Origin of the sequence: Actinokineospora iranica (genome assembly GCF_900101685.1) — a bacterium.
GTDB classification, from domain to species: Bacteria; Actinomycetota; Actinomycetes; order Mycobacteriales; family Pseudonocardiaceae; genus Actinokineospora; species Actinokineospora iranica.
In genome coordinates this window covers 382,641-401,651 of sequence record NZ_FMZZ01000001.1, presented here as the reverse complement: position 1 = coordinate 401,651, position 19,011 = coordinate 382,641, and the positions used below count along the sequence as shown (strand labels likewise).

Below are 19,011 nucleotides of genomic sequence, written 5' to 3'. Positions count from 1 at the left end.
CACGGTACCGTTGTTCGGCAATGCCGAACAACGGTCACGGGCAGTTCTCTCGATCAGGTGATACCCGCACAGAGCGGAACCATCAGGATCGTGAGCGCACCGGGCTTGCTCGCCGATCACCAGCGGCCGCGCGCGGTCAGGCCGCGTCGGCCTCGCGGACGACGCGGGCGCGAACGGCGCGCAGGACGTGGTGGTCGACGGTGGCGCAGTCGACCGACAGCCAGTCGCCCATGTCGCGCACGAAGTCCTCGGGCACCATCGCCGAGACGCCGAGGCCGGGTGTGTCGTCGGTGGTCACCTCGCCGTCGCGGCTGGGGTAGACCAGCAGCGCGCCGCGCACCTCAACACCGGGCAGGTGCTCGGCGAACGCGGCCACCGCGCCGAACAACTCCGTCGTGCCGCCGCGGAAGGGGTGGCCGTTGCGCCACAGCGAGCCGTCGTCGTCGATCTCGTAGTGGCCGGGCAGCCAGAGCTTCGACTCGACCAGCACCAGGCGGTGCCCGCACAGCACCGCGTGCTCGACGTCGGCGAACACCGACCCCGGCCGCGACAGGCCGTGGAAGACCCGCGCGCCAGGCAGTCGAGCCAGATAGTTGACCAGCAACTCGGCCGTCAGCCGTTCCCCGACCGGTTCTTCGTCAGCGACGCCGAACACGGTCCGCTCGCCGAACTCCGCCTCCGCGTCCCGGTGCGCCCGCACGGCCGACAGGTAGGACCGGGCCAGTCGGACCACCGCGGCGATCGCGGCCGCCAGCAGGGCCAGCCAGCAGACCAGCACCGCGGACGACAGGAAACCGGGCAGCAGCAACGGAACGCTCAACAGCACCCCGCCGAGCACGGCCGCCGCCGCGGGCGCGTGCCCAGGCGTGCGGACGTATCCGATGCGCGGCTGGTGCTTGGTCAGATGCCACCACGGCAGCGACGACGGCGGCACATCGCAGCCCGCGGGCACGAACGCGGGCTCGTCGCGGAACATCCGCCGCCTCGGCCTCGGCCGGGGCCGGGGGACCTCGACGGGGGCCGCGATCGGGCCCCGGTCGTACTCGGCGCGCTTCGCGCCGTCCGACAGCGTCTCGTAGGCCGATTTGAGCAACCGGAACGTGCCCGACGTGCCGCCCGCGTCCGGGTGCATGACCTTCGCCAGCGCCCGGAAAGCGGACTTGATCTCACCTGCCGAGGCGTCCCGGCGAACGCCCAGCAGCTCGTAGTAGTCGACGTCGTCCACCGGTCCCGTGCACCTCCTTGTCGCGCCGGACAACGGTAGCGAACCATGCCCCGGTCATGATCATCTACCGGGGCGGGCCAACGCGCGAGGGCCGCCCCCGCGCTGCGGGAGCGGCCCTCGGAGCGCCGTCTTCGGTTGGCTCTGACTCAGCCGTGCTGTCTTAGCTGGTGATGTCCTTGGTGCGGAAGCGGCGGGCGGCCAGGAGACCGAAGATCGCCGCGTAGGTGATCGCGGAGAACGCGCCGCGGGTCATGTTCGCCCAGTCGATGTCGGTGGCGATCAGGTCCGACCACGCGAAGCCGAAATGGGTCGGCAGGTAGTCCCGCAGCCCGCCCAGCGCCGTGATCTGGTCGAGGATCTGCGACAGGATCGCCACCAGCACCGTCCCGCCCACCGCGCCCAGCGGCGCGTCGGTCGACACCGACAGGAACACCGCCAGCCCGGCCACCCACAGCAGGTTGACCGAGATGTAGACGACCGCGAACAGCATGGCCACCAACGAGTCCGAGAACGCGATCGCATCCCCGGTCGGGCTCACCGCCTCGCCGGAGCCGTAGAAGACCACCCCGACGAGCAGCGCCACCGCGGGCAGCAGCGCCAGCGCGAACACCGACAGCAGGCCCGACGCGATCGCCTTCTGCCGCAGCAGCCGCTGCCGGGGGACCGGCATGGCCAGCAGGTACTTCAGGCTCGACCAGGACGCCTCCGAGGCGATCGTGTCGCCGAAGAACAGCGCCACGATCATCGGCAGCAGGAAGCTGCCCGCCGCGAACAGGACGAACACCACGAAGTTCGGCGCGCTGGCGGTGGCCAGGTCGACGAAGCCGCCCGAGCGCCGCCCGCTGGTGTCGGCGCCGAACTCGAACGCGCCCCACAGGATGAACGGCAGCAGCACCAGGAAGCCCAGCAGCAGCTGCGTCCGCCTGCGCCGCAGCTGCCGGACCAGCTCGACCCGCACCGGCAGCGTCCGGCCCGGCCGGAAGCCCGCCACCGAGCCGTCCGGCTCGAACGCGGTGGACTCCCGGCTGGCCGCGACCGCCATCTCATCGATCGCGGCCGGGTCGGTGTGGACCGTGCTCACCGATTCGCCCACCCGCACCGTGTCCGACGCCTTGTGCCCGTTCTCCGACTGTCGTGCCGATGACTTGCTCACGGCGCGGCCTCCTCTCCGACCAGCTGCAGGAACGCGTCCTCAAGGCGGCGCCGCGGCCCCGCCTGCTCGACCGCGACCCCGGCCCGCACCAGCACGGTCAGCGCCGTCGAGCGCGGTGTCCCGTCCAGGTTGGCGTGCACGAGGTCGCCCTCGATGGTCACGCCGTGCACGCCCGTCACGCCGCGCAGCGCCTCGGCCGCGGTCTCCGGGTCGTCCACCCGGAAGGTCGCCTCGCCGCCACCGGCCACGATGTCCTCGACCGCGCCCGAGGCGACGAGCTTGCCGCGGTGCATGACCACCACGCTGTCGCAGGTCTGCTCGACCTCGGCCAGCAGGTGGCTGGACACCACGACCGTGCGCCCGGTGGACGCGTAGCGGCGCAGCACGTCGCGCATCTGGTGGATCTGCGGCGGGTCGAGCCCGTTGGTCGGCTCGTCGAGCACCATCAGGTCCGGGAAGCCGAGCATCGCCTGCGCGATCGCGAGCCGCTGGCGCATCCCCTGGCTGTAGGTGCGGACCTTGCGGTCCACCGCCGCGCCCAGCCCGGCGATCTCCAGCGCCTCGGTGAAGTGCGCCCGTTCGAGCGGGCGGCCGGTGGCGGCCCAGTACAGCTCCAGGTTCGCCCGGCCGGACAGGTGCGGCAGGAAACCCGCGCCCTCCACGAACGACCCGATCCGCGACAGCACCGGCGCCCCGGAGTGGATCCGGTGCCCGAAGACCCGGATGTGGCCCTCGGTCGGCTGGATCAGGCCCATCAGCATCCGCAGCGTCGTGGTCTTGCCCGCGCCGTTGGGGCCGAGCAGGCCGAGGACCTGGCCGCGCTCCACCCGGAACGACAGCGAGTCCACCGCCTTGAGCCCGCCCGGGTACGACTTGGACAGGTTCTCGATGACCATCGGCACGTCGGCGAGATCGGGGTCGACGTCGTCGGCGCGCCTGCGCCGCACGAAGCCCCAGACCGCGGCGAGCGCGCACAGCCCGAGCACCACCGCGATGCCGATCAGCGGACCGGCGGGCGGCGCGCTGCTCGACCGCGTCCCCGGCACGACCGGGACCGAGAGCGAGGTGCCCGGCGCGACCGACACCCGGTAGGTGGCCGGTTGCGCGGGCGTGGCGTAGGACTGGTCGGTCGTGGACACGACCAGCTCGATCCGGTGGTCGGCCTCGATCGGCCGCACGATCCCCGGCAGCGACACCGTGATCTCGGCGGGCGAGCCGTCGGCGGGCAGTCCGGTCACCCGGAAAGCCGACACCGCCGACCCCGGCAGCGTCCGCACCCCGTCCGGCCCGAGGTCGTAGAGCTTGGCGAACAGCACCACGCCGTCCGGCGCGGGCGCACCGCCCACAGTGGACACCCGCAGCGTCGCCGTCGTGGCCCCCGCGATGAGCAGCTGCCCGGTCATCGGCGCGCTGACGAACCGCGCAGACTGGCCGGGCAGGTCGATCGCGACCCGTCCGGCGAGCTGCGACGAGCCGCTGATCACCGCGCCGAGCCCCGGCATACCGCTGATCGAGGCCGGGTTCCCGCCCGGCGGGTTGACCACGGTCTGCTCGTCGCCGGTGACCGCGACCGGACGCCGCTCGGTCGCCTGCCCGCCCGTCAGGCCGGGGTAGGCGGCCGCGGTGACCGTGCGCACCGACGGCGAGCCCTGGGCGCGCAGCGCGCCCCGCACCGCGTACTCGAACCCGGTGCCGGGGTCCTCGCCCTGGCCGCGCAGGTGGAAGTCGAACCAGTCGGCGATCTGCCCGCGCAACTCCGGGCCCGGCCTGCCGCCGTCGTGCCCGCCGGTGTACCAGACGACCTTGACCGGGGCGCCCGCCGCGCTGATCTGCCGCGCGGTGGCGTCGGACTGGTCGAGGCCGAAGAGGGTGTCCTGCTCGCCCTGCACCAGCATCGTCGGCTGGGTGATCTTGTCCGTCACCGAGACCGGGGACACCGAGCGCAGCAGTTCGACCGTCTGCTGGTCGGCGCGGCCGGTGGTCGCCACCTGCGCGTACGCCCGGCAGACCGCCTCGGTGAACCGGCCGCACGGGTCGGCGGTCTCGGCTGGCCTGCCGCCGCCCGGGACGCCCGCGGGGGCGGCGCCCGCGACCGCGCCGGTGTTGGCGTTCTCCCGGGTGCCCGGCTCGGTGGCGTCCGTGGTCGGGTTCGCCAGCCCGGCCGCGCCCATGCCCGCGGCGAAGAAGATGCCCGCCCAGGAGCGCTTGAACACCCCGTCCGCGCCGAAGGCGTTGGCCGCGGGCGACGCGCCCGGGGCCTGGGAGCCCGCCGAGTTCGGCAGCAGCGCCTGGCCGAGGTCGTTGTAGGTGATCAGCGGGGCCAGCGCGTCGACCCGCTTGTCGGTGCCCGCCAGCAGAAGCGACAGCGCGCCGCCGTAAGAGCCGCCGGTCACGCCTACTTTGGGGTCGTTCGGTCCGTCTTGGACGACCTCGGGCTGCTTGGCCAGCCAGTCGACCAGGCCCGCGGCGTCGGCTACCTCGTAGTCGGGCGAGTTCAGCGAGATCCGGCCCGCACTGCGGCCGAAGCCGCGCGCGGACCAGGCCAGCGCGACGAACCCGCGCTGGGCGAGTTCGCGGGCGTCGGACTCGACGCTCTCCTTGCTGCCACCGAACCCGTGCGCGACCAGCACCGCCGGGGCGGGGGTGCGCTCGGGAAGGTAGAGGGTGGTGTCGATCTTCACAGGCTCGTCGCGGGCTGGGCCGCTGAGCAGGTCGACGAACGCGTCACGGGTGCTCACCGGTGGCGGGTCGTCGCCGGTGTTCAGCCAGACAAGTCCGGCCGAGCCGACGGCGACGACGAGCAGTGCGGTGAGGGTTTGACGCGTGCGGAGGCGAGGGATCCTAGGCACGTCGACGACGGTATGCGACCGTTGCTGAGAGTGTTCCCAGCGGGTGAGCGGGCCGTCACGCACGCGTGCCTGTGACTTACCCCAACCCGGGTAAGGGAGGTGCCCGCTGGTGTGTTGTGCTGTGACAGGTAAGAATGACAGGTAAGCATCACTACGCAGTGAATGTGTCGGAGGGGAGTATTCCTTCGCACCGGTGTCGTCAGCACGGACCTGTCACGGGTCCCGGTGCCGGTGGCCGGATCGCATCCGGCGGAAGAGACCTCCGGTTGTCGGCGCGTGCCCGTACACCGGAGGTTTGATCGATGGTTGTCCCTGCCTGGGTTTGGATTGCCACGGTGGGCGGTCTGGTCGCGTTGCTCGCGATCGACCTGCTCGTCGTGGACCGCAAGCCGCACGAGGTCACGCTTGGCGAAGCGGGCCGCTGGGTGGCGTTCTACATCGCCTGCGCCATCGCCTTCGGCGGCGCGATCTGGGCGTTCTCCGGTGGCCAGTACGCGGGCGAGTTCTTCGCAGGCTATATCACCGAGTATTCACTTTCCGTTGACAACCTGTTCATCTTCCTGATCATCATGTCGGCGTTCCAGGTGCCCAAGATCCACCAGCACAAGGTGCTGCTGATCGGCATCGTGCTCGCCCTGGTGATGCGCGGCATCTTCATCGCCGTCGGCGCCGTCGCCATCGCCAAGTTCAGCTGGGTGTTCTACCTGTTCGGCATCTTCCTGATCTACACCGCGTGGAAGCTCTCCCGGCAGGGCCTCGGCGAAGACGAGGAGTACGAGGAGAACGGCCTCACCCGCTTCGCCCGCAAGGTGCTGCCGGTGACCGACTCCTACCACGGCGCCAAGACCGCCGTGAGGATCGACGGCAAGCGGTACTTCACCCCGATGCTGATCGTCATGATCGCCATCGGCACCGCCGACCTGCTCTTCGCCGTCGACTCGATCCCGGCGATCTTCGGGCTCACCAAGGAGCCCTTCCTGGTCTTCACCGCCAACGCGTTCGCGCTGATGGGCCTGCGGCAGCTGTACTTCCTGCTCGGCGGGCTGCTCAAGAAGCTGGTCTACCTCTCGGTCGGCCTCGCGGTCATCCTCGCCTTCATCGGCGTCAAGCTGGTCCTCGAAGCGCTGCACACCAACACGCTGCCGTTCATCAACGACGGTGAGCCGCTGCACGTGCCGACCATCGGCATCGGGCTGTCGCTGTCGGTCATCGTGGGCGTCCTGCTCGTCACCACGGTCGCGAGCCTGATCAAGTCGCGGCGCGTCGACGCCACCGGGAACGGCGACACTGGCGTGAGCGCCGACGAGGTGCCGGGGGAACTCGACGTCCTGGAGTCGGCGGAACCGGTCGAGAACAAGCGCTGACCCGGTCACGGTGAAAGCGGGCGCCCTCGCTGGCGCCCGCTTTTCTGTGACTAATGGGAATAACAAGCGCCCCTGACGGCGCCGAATGTTCCGGTACGGTCGTCTTCGTGCGCCCTGAGGACATCGAACTGCCTGCGGCGCCGGGTGCGCCCGCCCTGCACGGCGATCTGCTGCTCGTCGGCGTCACCGCCGCCGACCTCGCCGCGAACTCCTACCGGGGCGGTCTGCACCGCGTCGGCGTCGACGGCGGCGGGGCGAAGGAGTTCACCCGCGGTTTCCGGGACGTCGCGCCCGCGATTTCCCCGGACGGCACCCAGGTCGCCTTTCTGCGCAGCGACGGCCCGGCGGGCAAGCCCCAGGTGCACGTGATGCCGGTCGACGGCGGGGAGGCCCGCCCGGTGACCGCGCTGCCGCTCGGCGCGGGCGCGCCAGTGTGGGCGCCGGACTCGCGGCGCATCGCGTTCGTCGCCCGGGTCCCCGAACCAGGCCGCTACGGCACCGCGGCGGCCGACGGCGACACCCCGTCCGCGGACGAGGAGGCGCCGCGCCGCATCACCCGGCTCGACTACCGCTACGACGACATCGGTTTCGTGACCGACCGGCCCGCCCACGTATTCGTCGTGGACACCGCCGACCCCGCCGCGCGCCCGCGCAGGCTGACCGAGGGCCACGGCGAGCCCCTGAACCCGGCCTGGACTCCGACGGGCGAGCACATCCTGGTCGGCGCCAAGCGCGACTGGGGCGCCGAGGACACCCTGCGCGCCGACCTCTACGCCATCCCCGCCGACGGCGGCGCCCCGATTCTGGTGGCGCGCAGCGCGGGCACCGTCGAGCACCCCGTCATGGTCGCCGACGACACGGTCGCCTTCCTCGGCGAGGCTTTCGACGGCGTCGCGGCCGTGGCGCGCAACGTGGGGCTGTGGACGGTGCCACTGACCCTCGACGGCCCGCCCGGGGAACCGCGCAGGCTCACCGACGTCGAGACCGTGGACTGCGAACCGGACGCGGGCAGGCCGGTCGCCACCGCCTCCGGCGTGCTCGTGGCCGTCCGCAACCGCGGCGCGGTGGAACTGCGCCGCGTCGCGTCAGGCGCGGACGGCGCCACTCTGTCCGAATTGGCCCTGGTGGCCGGAGAACTGGCCGTGGTCAAGGGTTTCGCCGCCGACGGCGACCGCGTTGTGTGTTCGGTGTCCACTTGGGACACAGCAGGGGAGGTCGTCCTCGCCGAGGACGAGACCACCCGCAGGCTCACCGACTTCTCTGCTCCACTGCGCGCGAGGGGCCCGCGCCCCGTGGTCGAGATCAAGGCCTCCGCCCCGGACGGCTACGCCACCCACGGCTGGCTGGTCCTCCCGGAAGGAGACGGCCCACACCCGGTCATCCTGGTCGTCCACGGTGGACCGTTCAGGTACTACAGCTGGGGTTTTTTCGACGAGGCACAGGTCTACGCCGCCGCGGGCTACGCCGTCGTCCTCCCCAACCCGCGCGGCTCAGCGGGCTACGGCGAACGCCACGGCCAAGCCATCATCGGCGCACTGGGCACAGTGGACGTGGCGGACGTCCTGTCGGTCCTCGACGCCACCCTGGAACGCCCCGACCTCGACCCGACCCGCGTCGGCGTCATGGGCGGCTCCTACGGCGGCTGGATGGTCGGCTGGCTGGCCGCCCACCACGGCCACCGCTTCCGCGCGGCCTGGAGCGAACGCGCCGTCAATTGCTGGGAGTCCTTCGCGGGCACCTCCGACATAGGCTGGTGGTTCGCCGACGCCTACTGCGGCCCCACCCCCGGCGCCCGCACGGCCATGAGCCCCCTGACCCACGCCGACCGCATCAGCATCCCCTTCGCCATAGCCCACTCCGAACAAGACTGGCGTTGCCCTGTCGAACAGGCCCAACGCATGTACGTCAAACTCCACCGCAACGGCACCCCCACCCAACTCCTCCTCTTCCCCGGCGAAGGCCACGAACTAACCCGCTCCGGCACCCCCCGACACCGCAAACAACGCTTCGACGCCGTCCTGGACTGGTGGTCCCACCACCTGTAAACCCCCCGATGCGCCAAGTTGTCCACAGGCGAAGCTCCCCCTCTTCCCGGCGCTGACCTGCGGCGATAGGATGGATTCGGGACGGTCCCCCAGGGCGGGTAAGCTTTGGTGTGGGGTCGTGGGGCGGCGAAAGTCGGGCTTTGAGTGCGCGTTTGAGCGGGATGCTCGACGGGGCGGGACAGCGCACTCACCCACCTACCAACCGCACACAAGCTGCCAGAGCCGCCAGGTACTCGGTGGGTTGTTGGAGTGGCAAGCTTGCCTTTCTGCCAGCCGCACTGCCCCTGCCAGATGTTCGACGGGAGCGGAGCAGCACACCCGCCCCATCGAGCAAACCAACACAGCTAGCCAGCCAGGCAACTCACAGCAGCGTGTAGTTCAGATCCTCACACACCCGAGCCAACGGCAGATCCAACCCCGGATAATCCAACGGCAGCAACACATCCGGCGTAGTAGGCAGAGCAGTGCGCGCAGGCGGGTCCCATAAGCAGACCGCTGGCTCCCCGCCATCCATAGACGACCGGTACCACAGCCCGTCAAGATCAGGATATGCCGCGCGAATGGCCCGCGCCCACGCCTGCGTCATGATCTTGTTCCCGCTGCTGATCTCCTGCGAGGCCCCCGCGCGCGTCGGCCACAGTCCGGTGAGGTCAAGCAGCTTCAGTGTCCGCCGAGGCCGGAACACGACCAGATGCGGCCGCCGCGTCGTCCGGTCCACGACCAGTGTCTGCTGGAACACCTCCGCCACGCTTGTGCGCACGGTCAGCCCGAAATACAGCGCGCCGTGACCGGGTGCGGGCGCGGGCCCGCCGTCCGGGCCGAGGGGGTGTGGGTCGAAGCGGGCGTGCGGTAGTGGGCCGGTGTAGCGGAAGGAGTTCCAGCGCTGCCGGTGCGCGCCCGCCGCCGCGAAGACCCTTACCAGGTGGGTGCCGCTGTGCACGGCGAGGACGTCCTCGTCAACGCGCAGGAGGGGTTTGAGGACAGCAGGAGCAGGCGGCTGGGGAAGCCGTGCCATCGGGGAGTTGTCCAGTCGTCGGTATAGGTCAGGCGGGGGTGCCGAGCACCGAGGCCAGGGTGGCGACCTTGGTCGGGTCGCCCCCGGCGAGCAGCCACTGCCGTGGTGTGGCGGGCTGGTCGTTGATCCGCAGGTCGGGTTGCGGGGTGGTCATGAACGCGGCCACCACCAGCGGCGGCTGGTCGTCGGGGACAGCGGCCAGCACGGCCTCCAGGCCGGGCAGCACCCCGGCGGAGGTGAACTGCCACGCGGGCAGCCGCCAGCCGCCGCGGTCCTTCCAGCCCGCGAGCCTGCCCGCGGAGAGCCGGTGCCGGATGCGGCTGGTGTCGACGCCGACGGCGTGCGCGGCGGCGGAGACGGTCAGCGCCGAGTCGCGCAGGACGGCCTGGGCCGCCACGGCGCGGGCGCGGGAGTCGACCTCGTCCGCCCGGCGCGGGGTCAGGTCGAGGCCGACGTCGGAGAGGGTGTCGCGCTGCTCGGTGGAGAAGTAGTCGGCCGGGTCGGGCGTTGCGGGGGAGAGCCGACGCGCGGCGTCCTCCACGAGCTCCAGGAACTCGACCGGGCTGACTCTCAGGCCCGCTTTGGCGAGCAGGGTCTCCAGGGCGACTGTCATGCACCTAGAGTAGCCTGAATGTGCGGGTTCGTGCGCCTTTGTGTGAAAACTCACCTAGATCGACACGGACCGCACACACTCCAACACAAAGCGTTGTATCAGCATAGCTGCAACGTCTCCGCCATGCCATTACGTCCATCCGGTTATGAGCGGCGACTTACGCTGGTGGCCCCGTTCGGGTGTCGCCGTGGCGATAGCGGTGATCGGCGCGCCGAGAGCGCGGTCAGCGTGCTCGCCCAGCGCGGCTCGGCGCTGGTCCGGGTCGGCGGGGTCGGCGGTCTCGGTGTGGGGGAGCGCATCCAGTCGGTCCGCTTCCTCGGCCCCACCGCCCACGTGGTCACCTTCCGCCGCACGGACCCGCTCTGCACCGTCGACCTGAGCGACGCGGCGAATCCGAGGGTCACCGGCGCGCTCAAGATCACCGGCTACTCGGCGTACCTGCATCCGGTCGCCGACGGTCGGCTGCTCGGCGTCGGGCAGGAGGCGACCGATGAGGGCCGGGCCACCGGCACGCAGGTGTCGCTGTTCGACACCACCGGCGCCGAGGCGCGTCCGATCGCGCGCTATCATCGCCGGGAGGGTCTTCCGCGGTCGAGTTCGACCCGCACGCGTTCCTGTACCGGGCCGAACGCGGCCTGGTCGTGGTGCCGGTCGACGCGCGCGGCGGTCCGGGCCAAGGCGGCGCGCTGGTGCTGCGGCTGACCGGCGACACGATCACCGAGGCGGGCACGCTGACGCACCCGCGGCGAACCGGAGCCGACAGCGGTATCCGCCGGTCGTTGGTCGCGGGCGGGGCGCTGTGGACGCTGTCCGCGTCGGGTCTGCTCGCGACCGACCTCGACCCCCTGCGGCCGGTCGCCTGGGTGCCGTTCGCCTGACCCGGGCGGGCTGCCGATCCGGAGCCCGAGGTGGTCCCACCATCGGGCTCCGGAGCATCCGCGATGATCGATCGCGGTCGGCTGGCAAAGGACGCGCGGCGGACGGTGGCCCGCGGCGCTCATCCCTTTCGGTGAACCTGAGTGGCGTTAATCACTGTCCGGATTTTTCGGACGTTGACACTAATGGTCGAGTTGCTATTCATGCGGACTGGCGACACCCATTCCGGTGAATCGTCACGCAGAGTCAAATAGTTCGTCGGTTGTCGAAACCGTCGTGGAATTGCGCGCGCCGGTTCGCGGTGAAATCACAGCGCGAAGACCGAGCCGGTGGCCACCTCGAGCGCGCACCGGTTGGGGTGGACGCGCTCATGGGCGACGGGCCGGTTCTGCCAGAGTCCATTGGCGGTGACGACAAGCGGCGCGTACTCCATGGTGCAGGGGCGGTCCGGTCCCACGTTGAGTGCGTCGAAATCGCCGTCCACCTGCGCGATCGCCGCGCACGCCGCGGTCGCGCGGGGGTGCGAGCCACCCGTGGGGCCGCACCGCAGCACGGCGGTGGCCGGGGTTTGCCCCGGTGCGCCGACGGTCAGCGTGAGGTGGGTCTGCGCGCGCGGCGCCGCCGCGGCCGCCGGGGTCATGGCGGTTGCCGCCGCGACGGCGATGGCGGCGGCGAAGGTTCTTCTGAGCATCCTGGGTCACTCCTTCTCGGAGGGCTGATCACCCGCCGAATGGGTGTATGGGAGAATTCGTGCCCGACCGCGATCGGCGGCCGGGTCAATGTGAGCCTAGAACTCTCGGAATTGTTTTGCGGTCCGGGGCCTCTGGCGCCTGGGGCGCGCCCGATGCTATTCATGTCGCCGCGGTTGTCGACAAGATCGACTGCAAGCCGACTTCCTTAAGTGCCATCGGGTGAGAGGTCCTTTCTGTGGGCGGAATGACACGCGCGGCGAAGGCGACGCGGGACCGTTTGTCCGACCGGGTCGCGATCGGGATGTTGATCACGGCCTTTCCCCCCGACGAGGTCGACGCCGCCATCGACGCCGTTGGCGCCCGGGAGCAGCGTTCGCGCGCGCTGCCCGCCCGCACGATGGTCTACTTCACCCTCGCGCTCTGGCTCTTCGGCGGCGCCGGGTACGACGCGGTGCTCGCCCGGCTCACCGCGGGGATGCGCTGGGCCGGGGTGGACACCGGCGCGCGGTCCGCGCCCAGCACCGGCTCGATCACCAAGGCCCGCAAGCGGCTGGGCCCCGAGGTGATGCGCAGGCTGTTCCTGCGCCGGGCCGCGGCCGACCGCGCCGAGTGCTGCCGCTGGCGCGGCCTGCGCGTGTGCACCCTCGACGGCGGGTCGGTCGACATCCCGGACACCGCGGCCAACCTCGCGGCGTTCGCGCACTCCAGAGTGCGTCTGGCCGTCCTGGCCGAGCAGGACACCGGCGCGCTGCTCGACGTCACCGTCGGCTCCTGCCGCGAGGAACTCGGCGGCCGGGTGCTCGGCTCGCTGACCCCGGACACCCTGGTCGTGGCGCACCGGGCCGGACCGGGGCAGGACCTGTGGCGCACCGCGGTCGACCGGGGCGCCCAACTGCTCTGGCGGCCCCGCGCCCCGGTCGCCCTGCCCCGGCTGCACGTGCTGCCCGACGGCACGTTCCTGTCCCGCCTGCTGCCCGAGCGCGACCCGGTCGACGGCTCGCTCGCGGTGCGGGTGCTCCAGGCCGCCGACAGCGTCCTGGTGACCACGCTGCTGGACCCGGACGAGGCGCCCGCGGACGAGTTGGTCGCCCTGCACGCGACGCGCTGGCGGTTCGAGTCGCTGTTCGAGTCGCTGGAAGCGGGACCGGTCGCGCTGCGCTCCCAAGATCCGCATGGCGTCGCCCAGGAGTTGTGGGCGATGCTCTGCGTGTACCAAGCGGTGCATCCGTGGCGCGGTAAGGAAGCGATAATGTGGGCTGGTGCGCCGACCAGGCGCCCGTCCCGGGCCACGATGGTGGACCTGAGGTAGACGCGGCAGACGAGGAGGCCCGATGGCGACCGAGTCCCGGGTGGCGGTGATCGGCTACGGCCTGGCCGGATCGGCGTTCCACGCCCCGTTCATCGCCGCGACCGAGGGGCTGCGGCTCGCCGCCGTGGTCACCTCGGCCCCCGCGCGGGCCGCCGAAGTGGCCGCGCGCTATCCCGAGACCGTCGTCCTGGCGAGCGTCGACGACCTGTGGCGGCGCGCGGACGAGTTCGACTTGGTCGTGGTCGCGTCGCCGAACCGCTTCCACGTCGAGCAGGCCGAGGCGGCGCTCGCCGCTGGCCTCTCGGTCGTGGTCGACAAGCCGGTCGCGGCCACCGGGCGCGGCGTGCGCAGGCTGGTCGAGGCGGCCGACCAGGCCGGTCTGCTGTTCACGGTCTTCCAGAACCGCCGGTGGGACGGCGACTTCCGCACCGTCCGCCGCCTGGTCGATGACGGCGCCCTCGGCGTGGTCAACCGCTTCGAGTCCCGGTTCGAGCGCGCCGCGACGACCGTGCGGGCGGGCTGGAAGGCCAGCGCCGACCCCGCCGCGATGGCCAACATCGTCTACGACCTCGGCAGCCACCTGGTCGACCAGGCGATCGTCCTGTTCGGCGCGCCCGTGTCGGTCTACGCCGAGACCCGCACGCCGCGCGCGGAGGTGCCGGTGCCCGAGGACGCGACGGTGCTGCTGACCCACGCCTCCGGTGTCCGGTCGTACCTGCGGATGAGCAACGCCTCGATGCCGGTCGCGCCCCGGTTCGCCGTCGCGGGCCTGCGCGCGGGCTACCGGTGCTGGGGGCTCGACCCGCAGGAGAAGGCCTCCCGCGCGGGCATCGCGCCCACCGCCCCCGGTTTCGGGGTGTACCCGCGCCCGCAGTGGGGCGAACTGCTGACCGAGGCCGGGACGCAGACGGTGCCCACCCTCGACGGGGACTATCTGGCCTTCTACGGCGCGGTCTCCGCGTGCCTGCGCGGGGAGGGGCCGCCGCCGGTCCCGCCCGCCGAGTCGGTGACGCTGGTCGACACCATCGATGCGGCCATCCGGTCGGCAGGCAGCGGCAAACCCGTTCCCCTATAACGGCCCCTGCCCACTCCAGTCCCCGCCGCGACGCGCGCGGCCTTCCGCCCGGCGGTGGCTACCTTCGGCGTGGTCACGATGGCCGGAAACGGGTCGATGCGGAGCCAGTGGGCCGACCGCCGGACACGACCGTTCCCGACCGGGTGACCGTGGCTGACCGCTCGCCCGGAAGCGACCGCTTGCGGGCCCTGTCCTCGGCCCCGCACCCCGGCGCGGCCGCTCCCGGGCAGGAGGCCGCCCATCGGAAAGGCCGCCGTCCATGCGCACTGCCCTGCTCCGCCTCGCCACCGTCCTCGCGACGGCCGCGACCGGCGTCGCCCTCGGCGCGGGCGTGGCCGCACCGAAGGCGGCCACGCCAGTGGAGCAACCACTGGGACATGACGTACTACACCTGCGGCGGCTGCTGAGCCCGCCGGGGTCGGCGCGCTCCGGCCACCGGGGCGCGCCTGCTGTCCGGTGTGGACGGTCAAGGTCAAATTAGGGGACCCTAAGAAGCGGTCGGTTGTGGCTACGGTACGTTACTCGCCCATGACCGTCACGCGGCCCGACGCGGCTCCGAAAACCCGTGCGGGCACTGAGGTGTTCGACGAGCTGGAGTCGGAGGTGCGGCTGTACTGCCGCAAGTTCCCTGCCGTTTTCGCCTCCGCGAAGGGGAGCACGCTCGTCGCCGAGGACGGGCGGGAGTTCCTGGACTTCTTCTGCGGGGCGGGCGCCCTCAACTACGGTCACAACGACGACCGGGTGATCGCCAAGATGGTCGACTACCTGACCGCCGACGGCGTGCTGCACGGCCTCGACATGCACACCACAGCCAAACGCGCGTTCCTGAGCAGGCTTCGCGATGTGGTGCTGCGCCCGCGCGGGCTCGATTACCGCGTGCAGTTCTGCGGGCCGACCGGCACCGACGCGGTCGAGGCCGCGCTCAAGCTCGCCCGCAAGGCCACCGGCCGCCGTCCCGTCGTGGCGTTCACCGGCGCCTTCCACGGCATGTCCAACGGCTCGCTCTCGGTGACCGGGAGCCGGTCCGCCCGCCGCGGCTCCGGAGTGTCCTTTTCGGACACCACTTTCCTGCCGTTCGAAGACGGGCCCGCGGGCCGGTTCGACTCGATCGGGCTGCTGGAGCGCCTGCTGGACGACCCCAGCGGGGGCGTCGAGCCGCCTGCGGCGGTCGTGGTCGAGTCGCTGCAGATGGACGGCGGAGTCTACCCCGCGTCCGCGGGCTGGCTGCGCGACCTGCGCGCGGTCACCGCCGCCCGCGGCATCGTGCTCGTCTGCGACGAGATCCAGGCCGGGTGCGGGCGCACCGGCCGGTTCTTCGGCTTCGAGCACGCCGGGATCGTGCCGGACGTGGTGACGCTGTCGAAGTCGCTCGGCGGGGTGGGGATGCCGATCTCCCTGGTGCTGCTGCGACCGGAGCTGGACGTGTGGGCGCCCGGCGAGCACACCGGCACCTTCCGGGGCAACCAGCTCGCGTTCGTCGCGGGCGAGGCGGCGCTGGAACTGTGGGACCGCCCGGACTTCCTCGCCGCCCTGGCCGCCCACAGCGAGCGCATGGCGGGCTTCGCCGAGGACGTCGCAGCCGCCGACGCCGAGGTGCGCACGCGGGGCCGGGGCATGGTCGTCGGAATCGACACCCGCCGGACGGAGCGGGCGGCCGCGGTGCAGCGGCACTGCTTCGCGCACGGCCTGATCGTGGAGACCTGCGGCCGCGGCGGCGAAGTCGTCAAGGTCACCCCGCCGCTGACCATCGGCGGCGACGACCTGGAGCGCGGCTTGGCCATCCTGCTCGACGCGGTGCGCCGCACCGCCGGGCCGGTCTGAGCGTCATCCTTCGTCCAATTAGGACATTGGGGCTGCGCTCGACACGGCGTGGCTGCGCCCGGCCGCGTTCTGTACGAAGATCATGCCCATGGCTGACGACGTCGACCGCGGGCCGGTGCTGGTGCTGCTCCATGGACTCGCGGGCACCTCGGGAGTGTGGGCCGGGCTCATCGCGGAACTGGCCGAACGATGGCCTGGCACGCCGGTCGCGCCGGATCTCCCCGGCCACGGCCGGTCCGCGCCGCTGGACCGCTACTCCTTCGGCGGCATCGCCGCGCGCGTCGCGGCCGACCTCGACCCGACCCGGCCCGCGGTCGTGCTGGGCCACTCGCTCGGCGGTGTCGTGGCCCTGGCCCTCGCCTCGGGCTGGTTTGGCGTGCCGGTGACGGCCGCGGTCTGCCTGGGGGTGAAGGTGAGCTGGTCGCCGGACGACCTGGCCAAGGCCGCCGCGCTGGCCGGGAAACCGCCGAAGACGTTCGAGAACCGGGAGAACGCGGCGAGCTGGGCCCGCAAGCTGGCGGGCCTGCCCGCCGACTTCGCCGACTCGGTCACCCTGGGCCCGTCGGGCTGGCGGGCCGCGCTCGACCCGCGGGCGTTCGCCGTGGGCCGCCCCGACCTGCCGGGCTTGCTCGCCGCCGCGCGCTGCCCGGTGACCCTGGCGGCGGGGGAGCGGGACCCCATGTCGCCCGCCGAGCACCTGCGCGCCCTGACGCCGCACCCGGTGATCCTCCCCGGCCTCGGCCACAACGCGCACGTGGAGGACCCGGCCGCCCTGTGGCCGCTGCTGGAGCGTGTCCTGTAGATCACCAGCGCCCAGGCGGCCATGGAACGGCCCCGGAGCCTGCACACGACCGCCCTGTGGCGCACCCAAGAACCACGCGGATCACGAACCGCCCACCACGGTCCACGGGCTCGTCCTGGCCTCGCCGCACACCGGCCGCTGACACACCGGAGGCCGCCTTCGCCGACACTCGGTGGGAAGGCGGCCTCCGGCGCGGGTGACGGGTCAGCCCACGCTGATCAGGTCGACCACGAAGATCAGGGTCTCGCCCGGCTTGATGGCGCCGCCCGCGCCCCGCTGGCCGTAGCCCAGGTGCGGCGGGATGACCAGCCTGCGCCTGCCGCCGACCTTCATGCCCGCGACACCCCGGTCCCAGCCCGCGATGACCCGGCCGCCGCCGAGCGGGAAGCTGAAGGTCTCCCCGCGGTTCCAGGAGGCGTCGAACTCCTCCCCGGTGGAGTGGGCGACACCGACGTAGTGCACCGTCACCAGCTTGCCGGGGGTGGCCTCCGCGCCGTCGCCGACGGTGAGGTCCTTGACCTCCAGGTCCACGGGCGGGGCACCCTCGATCGGGTCGACCTCGGGCTTCTGCAAAGCCATGCTGCGCTCCTTGCTTACCGTGAATCAGTTCCGGATCATCCTCTCCCGGGGCCCATCCGGACGCGCGGCGACCCGCCGTTCGGCCGCTGTCCACACCGGAGTCACAGCAGATTTCCTTGGAATAGCTCGCCGGGTAACGCCGAACGGGCTCGTGGCGACTCTCTTAGCGCGGCTCTGTCACCCCCCGACGGCAGGGCCGCTTCTTCATGTCTCGGGGGCGTCCGCGCGAGATCGGCCATCGGTCCGACATCGAAACGCACCGTCACGTTCATGAACTGGTGCGCACTGCCGTGGGAATCTTCACTCGATCGTGAAACAGCGGTCACGCTGGGTCAACTGCCGGGGAGAGGACCACCTATGCAGACACGTCGTTGGACGCTCTTAGCCCTCTTGATCAGCCTGGCCACCGCCGTGGTGGCGCTCCAGATCCAGCCCGCGGCCACCGCCGCCACCCCGCTGACCGTCACCCAGGCCATCGCGCAGCAGAACGGCGCCGTCGCCACCGTGCGCGGGTACGTCGTCGGCCAGCCGACCGCGACCACGACCGTCGTGCGGTCCGACTTCCCCTCCGACTACGCGCTCGCCCTGGCCGACACCGCGGCGGAGACCAACACCTCGCGCATGGTCTACGTGCAGATCACCTCGGCGTTCCGCGCGTCCTACGGGCTCAAGACCAACCCGGGTCTCCTGGGCAAGCAGTTGGACGTCACCGGCGCCCTCAGCGCCTACTTCGCCCACCCCGGCCTGGTCTCCACCACCGCGTTCGCGACCGTCGGCGCCACCCCGACGACAACGACGACAGCGACCACCCAGCCGACCACCACCCAGCCGACCACCACACAGCCGGGCGACTACGACTCGACCTACTACCGGACGGCCATCGGAAAGAGCGGCGCCGAACTCAAGACCGCGCTGAACCAGATCATCCGCACCAACACCAAGCTCACCTATGACCAGGTGTGGAACGCGCTCAAGGCGACCGACGAGGACCCGAACAACCCGGCCAACGTCATCCTGCTCTACACCGGCCGTTCGCAGAGCAAGACCGGCAACGGCGGCGACCCCGACGACTGGAACCGCGAGCACGTCTGGGCCAAGTCGCACGGCGACTTCGGCACCGCGACCGGCCCCGGCACCGACATCCACCACCTGCGGCCTACCGACGTCTCGGTCAACGCCACCCGCGGCAACAAGGACTTCGACCTCGGCGGCTCCCCAGTGGCCGAGGCGCCCGGCAACTTCACCGACGCCGACTCCTGGGAGCCGCGCGACGCGGTCAAGGGCGACGTGGCGCGGATGATCTTCTACATGGACGTCCGCTACGAGGGCGGCGACGGGTACGTCGACCTGGAGCTCAACGACAGCGTCAACAACGGTGCCAGCCCCTACCACGGCCGCCGCTCGGTGCTGCTGCGGTGGAACGCCCAGGACCCGCCGGACGCGTTCGAGAAGCGGCGCAACCAGGTGATCTACGACAGCTACCAGCGCAACCGCAACCCGTTCATCGACCACCCCGAGTGGGCCCCGGCGATCTGGAACTGACGGCATCGGACTGACCGGGCGCGGCCCCGCCAGGACACCTGGCGGGGCCGC

General features: G+C 71.6%; 16 protein-coding genes and 1 pseudogene. 10 read left to right on the top strand and 7 right to left on the bottom strand.

The window, feature by feature from the left end; all coding sequences use genetic code 11:
* Positions 1-136 precede the first annotated feature (136 nt).
* From BLS56_RS01855 to BLS56_RS01845, 3 genes are all read right to left on the bottom strand, one after another.
* Complete coding sequence (locus BLS56_RS01855; protein WP_091447494.1) at positions 137-1,225, bottom strand: J domain-containing protein; 1,089 nt, start codon at positions 1,223-1,225, stop codon at positions 137-139.
* 160 nt (positions 1,226-1,385) lie between these two features.
* Positions 1,386-2,267 (bottom strand): ABC transporter permease, encoded by an 882-nt coding sequence (locus BLS56_RS01850; RefSeq protein WP_091448710.1) that lies wholly within the window; start codon positions 2,265-2,267, stop codon positions 1,386-1,388.
* A 107-nt stretch (positions 2,268-2,374) separates the two neighbouring features.
* Positions 2,375-5,227, bottom strand: coding sequence for an alpha/beta fold hydrolase (locus tag BLS56_RS01845; RefSeq protein WP_091447491.1), 2,853 nt, complete (start codon positions 5,225-5,227; stop codon positions 2,375-2,377).
* Between the two features lie 302 nt (positions 5,228-5,529).
* Here BLS56_RS01845 and BLS56_RS01840 point away from each other — a divergent pair, with 302 nt between their 5' ends.
* Both BLS56_RS01840 and BLS56_RS01835 read left to right on the top strand, forming a co-directional pair.
* Positions 5,530-6,591 (top strand): TerC family protein, encoded by a 1,062-nt coding sequence (locus BLS56_RS01840; protein ID WP_091447488.1) that lies wholly within the window; start codon positions 5,530-5,532, stop codon positions 6,589-6,591.
* A 107-nt stretch (positions 6,592-6,698) separates the two neighbouring features.
* Complete coding sequence (locus BLS56_RS01835) at positions 6,699-8,636, top strand: S9 family peptidase (protein ID WP_091447485.1); 1,938 nt, start codon at positions 6,699-6,701, stop codon at positions 8,634-8,636.
* A gap of 361 nt (positions 8,637-8,997) precedes the next feature.
* On the opposite strand, the gene BLS56_RS01830 is transcribed toward BLS56_RS01835, so the two are convergent.
* Together BLS56_RS01830 and BLS56_RS01825 are read right to left on the bottom strand one after the other, a co-directional pair.
* Positions 8,998-9,651, bottom strand: a complete 654-nt coding sequence (locus BLS56_RS01830) for an RES family NAD+ phosphorylase (RefSeq protein ID WP_091447483.1) — start codon at positions 9,649-9,651, stop codon at positions 8,998-9,000.
* Between the two features lie 28 nt (positions 9,652-9,679).
* The gene (locus BLS56_RS01825; protein WP_091447481.1) at positions 9,680-10,264 is read right to left on the bottom strand and encodes a DNA-binding protein; all 585 of its coding nucleotides are present in this window, start codon (positions 10,262-10,264) and stop codon (positions 9,680-9,682) included.
* A gap of 123 nt (positions 10,265-10,387) precedes the next feature.
* Between BLS56_RS01825 and BLS56_RS01820 the strand changes: the two genes are divergently transcribed.
* Both BLS56_RS01820 and BLS56_RS32685 read left to right on the top strand, forming a co-directional pair.
* On the top strand, positions 10,388-10,966 hold the full coding sequence (locus BLS56_RS01820) for a beta-propeller domain-containing protein (RefSeq protein ID WP_175482613.1): 579 nt from the start codon (positions 10,388-10,390) through the stop codon (positions 10,964-10,966).
* Positions 10,879-11,142: a beta-propeller domain-containing protein gene (locus BLS56_RS32685; protein ID WP_267463895.1), complete on the top strand. Its 264-nt coding sequence runs from the start codon at positions 10,879-10,881 to the stop codon at positions 11,140-11,142. Before BLS56_RS01820 ends, BLS56_RS32685 begins: the two co-directional genes overlap by 88 nt.
* Positions 11,143-11,447: 305 nt before the next feature.
* On the opposite strand, the gene BLS56_RS01810 is transcribed toward BLS56_RS32685, so the two are convergent.
* A complete protein-coding gene (locus tag BLS56_RS01810) occupies positions 11,448-11,831 on the bottom strand; it encodes an SSI family serine proteinase inhibitor (protein WP_091447475.1) in 384 nt (127 codons plus the stop codon).
* Positions 11,832-12,076: 245 nt separating this feature from the next.
* Here BLS56_RS01810 and BLS56_RS01805 point away from each other — a divergent pair, with 245 nt between their 5' ends.
* From BLS56_RS01805 to BLS56_RS01790, 4 genes are all read left to right on the top strand, one after another.
* Positions 12,077-13,141, top strand: coding sequence for a transposase domain-containing protein (locus BLS56_RS01805; RefSeq protein ID WP_091447473.1), 1,065 nt, complete (start codon positions 12,077-12,079; stop codon positions 13,139-13,141).
* A 22-nt stretch (positions 13,142-13,163) separates the two neighbouring features.
* On the top strand, positions 13,164-14,216 hold the full coding sequence (locus BLS56_RS01800; protein ID WP_091447471.1) for a Gfo/Idh/MocA family oxidoreductase: 1,053 nt from the start codon (positions 13,164-13,166) through the stop codon (positions 14,214-14,216).
* Positions 14,217-14,744: 528 nt separating this feature from the next.
* Entirely contained in the window at positions 14,745-16,037 is a 1,293-nt protein-coding gene (gene ectB, locus BLS56_RS01795; protein WP_091447469.1) for a diaminobutyrate--2-oxoglutarate transaminase, read from the top strand.
* Positions 16,038-16,125: 88 nt separating this feature from the next.
* Positions 16,126-16,839 carry an alpha/beta fold hydrolase gene (locus BLS56_RS01790; protein ID WP_091447467.1) on the top strand — a complete coding sequence of 238 codons (714 nt, stop codon included), beginning with the start codon at positions 16,126-16,128 and terminating at the stop codon, positions 16,837-16,839.
* Positions 16,840-17,043: 204 nt separating this feature from the next.
* Here BLS56_RS01790 and BLS56_RS01785 read toward each other — a convergent pair whose 3' ends face one another.
* On the bottom strand, positions 17,044-17,418 hold the full coding sequence (locus BLS56_RS01785; RefSeq protein WP_175482611.1) for an FKBP-type peptidyl-prolyl cis-trans isomerase: 375 nt from the start codon (positions 17,416-17,418) through the stop codon (positions 17,044-17,046).
* Positions 17,419-17,688: 270 nt separating this feature from the next.
* Between BLS56_RS01785 and BLS56_RS31980 the strand changes: the two are divergent.
* Positions 17,689-18,174, top strand: a pseudogene (locus tag BLS56_RS31980) (DUF6359 domain-containing protein); the annotation flags it as partial.
* Positions 18,163-18,960: an endonuclease I family protein gene (locus BLS56_RS31975; RefSeq protein WP_407640481.1), complete on the top strand. Its 798-nt coding sequence runs from the start codon at positions 18,163-18,165 to the stop codon at positions 18,958-18,960. The pseudogene BLS56_RS31980 and the gene BLS56_RS31975, both read left to right, overlap by 12 nt.
* Positions 18,961-19,011 lie beyond the last annotated feature (51 nt).

What these genes read in the sequence shown, in the direction of transcription:
- BLS56_RS01850 (WP_091448710.1), bottom strand. Translation starts at nt 2,267, where the DNA reads ATGGCGGTCGCGGCCAGCCGGGAGTCCACCGCGTTCGAGCCGGACGGC.
- BLS56_RS01830 (WP_091447483.1), bottom strand. Translation starts at nt 9,651, where the DNA reads ATGGCACGGCTTCCCCAGCCGCCTGCTCCTGCTGTCCTCAAACCCCTC.
- BLS56_RS01790 (WP_091447467.1), top strand. Translation starts at nt 16,126, where the DNA reads ATGGCTGACGACGTCGACCGCGGGCCGGTGCTGGTGCTGCTCCATGGA.
- BLS56_RS01805 (WP_091447473.1), top strand. Translation starts at nt 12,077, where the DNA reads ATGACACGCGCGGCGAAGGCGACGCGGGACCGTTTGTCCGACCGGGTC.
- BLS56_RS01800 (WP_091447471.1), top strand. Translation starts at nt 13,164, where the DNA reads ATGGCGACCGAGTCCCGGGTGGCGGTGATCGGCTACGGCCTGGCCGGA.
- BLS56_RS01810 (WP_091447475.1), bottom strand. Translation starts at nt 11,831, where the DNA reads ATGCTCAGAAGAACCTTCGCCGCCGCCATCGCCGTCGCGGCGGCAACC.
- BLS56_RS01825 (WP_091447481.1), bottom strand. Translation starts at nt 10,264, where the DNA reads ATGACAGTCGCCCTGGAGACCCTGCTCGCCAAAGCGGGCCTGAGAGTC.
- BLS56_RS01840 (WP_091447488.1), top strand. Translation starts at nt 5,530, where the DNA reads ATGGTTGTCCCTGCCTGGGTTTGGATTGCCACGGTGGGCGGTCTGGTC.
- ectB (WP_091447469.1), top strand. Translation starts at nt 14,745, where the DNA reads ATGACCGTCACGCGGCCCGACGCGGCTCCGAAAACCCGTGCGGGCACT.
- BLS56_RS01820 (WP_175482613.1), top strand. Translation starts at nt 10,388, where the DNA reads ATGCCATTACGTCCATCCGGTTATGAGCGGCGACTTACGCTGGTGGCC.
- BLS56_RS01785 (WP_175482611.1), bottom strand. Translation starts at nt 17,418, where the DNA reads ATGGCTTTGCAGAAGCCCGAGGTCGACCCGATCGAGGGTGCCCCGCCC.